The organism is Actinomycetota bacterium (assembly GCA_035540895.1).
GTDB lineage: Bacteria > Actinomycetota > JAICYB01 > JAICYB01 > JAICYB01 > DATLFR01.
This window is the reverse complement of the sequence record DATLFR010000001.1, coordinates 1-5064: the sequence shown is the minus strand read 5'-3', so window position 1 is coordinate 5064 and position 5064 is coordinate 1. Positions and strand designations below refer to the sequence as shown.

General features: G+C 72.7%; 5 protein-coding genes. 2 read left to right on the top strand and 3 right to left on the bottom strand.

The window, feature by feature from the left end:
* The 3 genes from VM840_00025 to VM840_00015 all read right to left on the bottom strand — a co-directional run.
* Window positions 1-917, bottom strand: a 917-nt coding sequence (locus VM840_00025; protein HVL79959.1) for a membrane dipeptidase, incomplete at its 3' end; no start/stop codon positions are given.
* Window positions 914-1738 (bottom strand): alpha/beta hydrolase, encoded by an 825-nt coding sequence (locus VM840_00020; protein HVL79958.1) that lies wholly within the window; start codon window positions 1736-1738, stop codon window positions 914-916. The genes VM840_00020 and VM840_00025, both read right to left, overlap by 4 nt.
* A 29-nt stretch (window positions 1739-1767) precedes the next feature.
* Window positions 1768-2766, bottom strand: coding sequence for a Gfo/Idh/MocA family oxidoreductase (locus VM840_00015; protein ID HVL79957.1), 999 nt, complete (start codon window positions 2764-2766; stop codon window positions 1768-1770).
* Between the two features lie 122 nt (window positions 2767-2888).
* On the opposite strand from VM840_00015, the gene VM840_00010 reads away from it, so the two are divergent.
* Both VM840_00010 and VM840_00005 read left to right on the top strand, forming a co-directional pair.
* The gene (locus VM840_00010; protein ID HVL79956.1) at window positions 2889-4073 is read left to right on the top strand and encodes a M20 family metallopeptidase; all 1185 of its coding nucleotides are present in this window, start codon (window positions 2889-2891) and stop codon (window positions 4071-4073) included.
* A partial coding sequence (locus VM840_00005) for a glycosyl hydrolase family 18 protein (GenBank protein ID HVL79955.1) occupies window positions 4063-5064 on the top strand: 1002 nt, incomplete at its 3' end. The genes VM840_00010 and VM840_00005, both read left to right, overlap by 11 nt.

Genomic DNA, 5064 nt, shown 5'->3' with positions numbered 1-5064 from the left:
GCGTCCGTCAGGGCAGGCAGGTCGCTCGCGTCGCGCATGGGAGCCGGGAGGGTGATCCCGCCATCGAGGTCGGTGCCGATCGCGACGTGCTCCACCCCCACCAGCCCGATGGCCGCCTTCACGTGGTCGACCACGTCCTCCACCGACCCGAACAGCCCGGCGCGCAGGAAAGCCGGGAAGAGGATGATCCCGATCACCCCGTCGCGGTCGGCGACCGCGCGCGCCTGCTCCGGCGTCACGTTGCGCCACAGCTCGTGAGCGCTCCCGACCCCCGTGTGGGAGACGAGGACGGGCCCCCGATGCAGCCGCAGCGCCTCTACGAACCCGGCCCGGTTCATGTGAGCGAGGTCCAGGACGAGCCCGTGCGCGTCGATCGCCTCGACGAGGGAACGACCGTAAGCCGAGAGCGGGACGTCCGCCTTCGAGGGGCGGGAGCTCGGCTGGCACGCGACGTTGGCGACGAGGTGGGCGGGACCGACCATGCGGAGCCCGAGGGCCCGCCAGCTCGCGAGCACGGACAGGTCGAACCCGACCAGGTGGGCCCCCTCGATCCCGAACACCACCCGCAGCTCGCCGCGGCTCTTCGCGTGGGCTGGGTCCTCTTCTGCAGCGAGGATGCGCGTGAGGCCGTCCGTGGCCATCGCGGCGTGGGCGGCGGAGATCAGCTGCTCGGCCACGCCGGGCCCGGCGATCGCGTCGGTGACCGGAGCGGGCAACCCGAGGACGGCGACGGCCACTCCCCCGTCGCGAAGCCGTGGGAGGTCGGCGTGTCCCAGTCCGGCCCGACCCGGGAGACGGGACGGGCTCCCGCGGCGGGACAGGTCACGGCGCAGGTACCGCCAGCGCAGCACCGAGTCGCAGTGAAGGTCGACGAGGGGCGCGGCCGCGTGGACCTCGGCCGCCTCCGACGAGATCACCGCAGGAAGGCGAGGAGCTCGCGGTTGACGATGTCCGGACGCTCCTGCTGCACCCAGTGTCCGGTGTCCGGGAGCTCGATGAACCTGTACGGACCCTCGCAGTACCGCTGCGAGAGGCGGCCCACCTCCGGGACCAGGTAGGCGTCGTCCATCCCCCAGAGGACCAGGACCGGACAGGCCACGGGCGGGAGCTCGACCTCGTGGTCGGAGACCAGGTCGGAGACGGTCAGGTTCGCCCGGTACCAGTTGAGCCCCGCCTCGAGCGCTCCAGGACGGGAGAACATCTCGACGTAGCGGTCGACGACGTCCTCCCCGAGCGGGACCTTCGCCGTCCCGTACCACCACAGCTTCAGGAGCTCGTACCCGTTGCGCGCCATCGCCTCCTCGGCGACGCCGGGGGTGAGGAACATGAACATGTACCAGGAGGCCTGCAGCTGCCGTGGGGTCCGCACGCGGGCTGCGAAGGCCGAGGGGTGGGGCGTGCTCAGCGCGGTGAGCCTCTCGACCCGGTGCGGGAACAGGGTGGCGTACAGCCAGCCGACGGCCGCGCCCCAGTCGTGGCACACCACCGAGACGCGGTCACCGAGCGTCTCGACCACCGCCTCCACGTCCCCCAGGGCATGCGGGAGCGCGTAATCCGCGACGTGGGCCGGTCGGTCCGACTCCCCGAACCCGCGCAGGTCCATCGCGACGGCGCGGTACCCGGCCTCGGCGAGCGCGTCCAGCTGGTACCTCCAGGACCACCAGAACTCGGGGAAACCGTGCAGGAGGAGGACGGGCTGCCCGTCGGCCGGGCCGCGCTCCACGACGTGGATGCGCACGCCGCCCGACCGGACATAGCGGCTCCCGTTCACGAGGCCCGGCGGGTGACCCTTCGCTCCTCGGTCGCAGAGCCGCGGACGCCGATGATCCCGCGGACCTGATCGAGGACGCGCATCGTCTTGACCGAGTCTTCGAAGGTCGTGGGGAAGGGGGCTCCGTCGCGGACGGCGGCCACGAACGACGCGAGCTGGTACGCGTACGTGGTGCCCTTCGCCACGCGTTCGGTGCGCGTGGCGCCTCCCACCGTGACCCTCAGCCGGTACATCAGCTGCGGGAGGATCGGGTTGAAGCAGTCGAGGCTCCCCCGGGTCCCCTCCACCCGGAGCCGGGACATCGGGGGGCCGAGGATCGACCCGCGCAGGACGGCCTCGGCCCTCGGGAACTGGAGCGTCGCCTCGAAGGAGCGGTCGACCCCGCGTCCCGTCAGGACCCCTGCCGCGGTCCGGACGACGGGTTCGCCGTCCAGGAGCCAACGCGCGGCGTTCACCGCGTAGCAGCCGACGTCCATCGCCGCTCCGCCGTCCAGATCGGGGTCCCACCGGATGTCGCGCGGGAGCACGACGGGGAGCGAGAGCTGCACCTCGACCCGCCTGAGCTCACCCAGCTCGCCCTCGGCCACGATCGCCTCGATGCGACGCGCCAGAGGGTGGTAGCGGTAGTGGAAGGCCTCCATGCAGACGAGCCCGCTCGAACGGGCGGCGGCGGCGAGGCGGAGCGCCTCAGGCTCGGACGACGCGAGGGGCTTCTCGCACAGGACGTGCTTGCCCGCCTCGATCGCCTTCAGCGTCCACTCCGCGTGCAGCGAGTTCGGGAGCGGGATGTAGACCGCGTCCACGTCCGGGTCGGACAGCATCCGCTCGTAGGACCCGTACGCGCGCGGGACGTGGTGGCGCTTGGCCCACCGCGTGGCTCGCGCGCCGTCGCGGGACGCGACGGCCACTATCGAGGCGTCGCGGATCCTCCTGGCCGGACCGATCACCGCGGGCGGCGCGATGCGCGCGCACCCGAGCACGCCGATGCGGATCACCCGGACGCCTCCGGGTGATGGACGGAACCATCCGGGCGGGGCGGGGCGCAGGCGGACGAGCGGGACCCAGGGGGTGTCGGGGACATGGCTAGCATCGTAGTGCCCCGGTAGTCTGGACCGCCATGCCAGACGACCTCGCGACGACCATCGCCTCCCACGTCGACCCCGAAGAGGTCGTGGCGATCTGCCGGGACCTCGTCCGGGCGCCGAGCGAGAACCCTCCGGGGGACGAGGAGGAGGTCGCCGCGGTCACGGAGCGATGGCTGTCCGAACTGGGGCTGCCGTACTCCCGCGTCGAGTCCGCCCCCGGGCGCGTGAACGTGATCTCCTCGTGGGGAAGCCCGTCCGGACCCGTGCTCGGCTTCAACGGCCACTACGACGTCGTTCCCGCGACCGAGGTCGACGCCTGGCCCCACCCCCCCTTCGGCGGCGTGGTGGAGGACGGTCGTCTCTACGGGCGGGGCGCGACGGACATGAAGGCGGGCATCGCCGCGTGCCTGGCCGCCGTCTCGGCCCTCCGCAGGGCGGACATCCACCCCCGCGGGAGGCTCGTCATGCACTTCGTCGCCGACGAGGAGGCCCTCGGGGTCTACGGGACGCAGCACCTGCTCGAGTCGGGCCACTGCGACGGCGTCGACGAATGGCTCGTCGGGGAGCCCACCTCGCTCGGGCTGGTGACGTCCGAGCGCGGCGCGCTGTGGTTGCGCATCGTCACGGAGGGCGTGTCCGCCCACGGCTCCACCCCGCAGCTCGGCGTGAACGCGATCCAGCACATGGCCCGTGTGGTGGACGCCCTCTCCCAGATGCGCTTCCGGAAGCTGCACGAGGTCCTCGGGGCTCCCACGGTCAACGTCGGGACGATCGCGGGCGGGGCGAAGGTGAACTCGGTCCCGGACCGCTGCGTGATCGAGGTCGACCGCCGGACCCTCCCCGGCGAGACCGTGGACGAGGTGGTCGGCGAGTTCAACGGCGTGATCGACCGCGTGAAGGAGGACGTCCCCGAGCTGAGGGCGCGCATCGAGATCCACAACTGGGCCGACGCCTGTGAGACCCCCGAAGGGACGAGGCTCGTCGACCTGCTGCGCGACGCGCGCACCGCGTTCGGGGGGGAGCCGGTCGAGTTCGGCTACGGCGGCGCGACCGACGCGCGGTTCCTGATCAACGACGCCGGCACGCCGTCGGTCATCTGCGGCCCGGGCGACATCCTGCTCGCCCACACGACCGGGGAGTACGTGAGCGTGGAGGAGCTGGTCGAGGGGACCCGCATCTACGCCCACGCCATCGCTCGCTTCCTGGATGCGACGTAGGGCGCTCGGCCTCGCCGCTGTCGCGCTGACCCTCCTCGCCACCCCCGCGCAGGCGCAGCAGGTCGTGATCGGATGGACGGGCGACGCGACCATCCCCGACCCCCTCCCGGTGGGTCCCAACGTCGTCTCCCCCTCCTGGTGGCACCTGACCTCGACGGGAGGCGTCTCGGGCTCGGGGGACCGGGCGGGAGCCGACCGAGCCCGGGCCCGGGGGGTGCGCGTATGGCCTCTCTTCGCCAACGGCAACGACCCCGAGCGTTCACGGCTCGTGATGCGGGACCCGGCCCGGCGCCGCGAGGTGATCGACCGCATCGGGGACCTCGCGGCCGCCAACGGCGCCGACGGGGTGAACATCGACTGGGAGAACCTGCATACCGAGGACAAGGACGCCTTCTCGACCTTCGTGGCCGAGGCGGCCTCCGCCTGGCGGTCGCGCGGCCTGGTGGTGTCCGTGGACGTCACCCCGCTCACCGATACCTGGTCGCTCGGCAACTGGTCGGAGGCTTACGACCGGGCGGCGCTGGGCCGGGTGGCGGACCTGGTCGTCCTGATGGCGTACGACCAGCACAACCGTCTTCGGCCGCACGGTCCGACCGCGAGCCTCCCGTGGGTGCGAGACGCCGTCCGGGCGCTGGTGCGCGAGGTCGACCCCTCGAAGGTCGTCCTCGGGATGCCCTTCTACACCTACGAGTGGACCGATCCGGCGAGGCCGAAGGCGATCACGCTCCGCGAGACGGACCGGTTCCTGGCCCGGACCTCCGCCTCCGTCAGGTGGGATCCCGAGCTGGGCCTGGCGGTCGCCACCTACGGCGGGGACCGCACCGTCTGGCTGGAGGACGACCGCTCGCTCTCCCTGAAGGCCGCCCTGGTCGGCGGGTTCGGGCTCGCCGGCGTCGCCGCGTGGCGCATCGGGTTCGACACCCCCGGAGCCTGGGAGGCGGCGATGGGACGCATCGCGGCGCCCACGCCCCCCGCGACCCCCGTCCCGTCC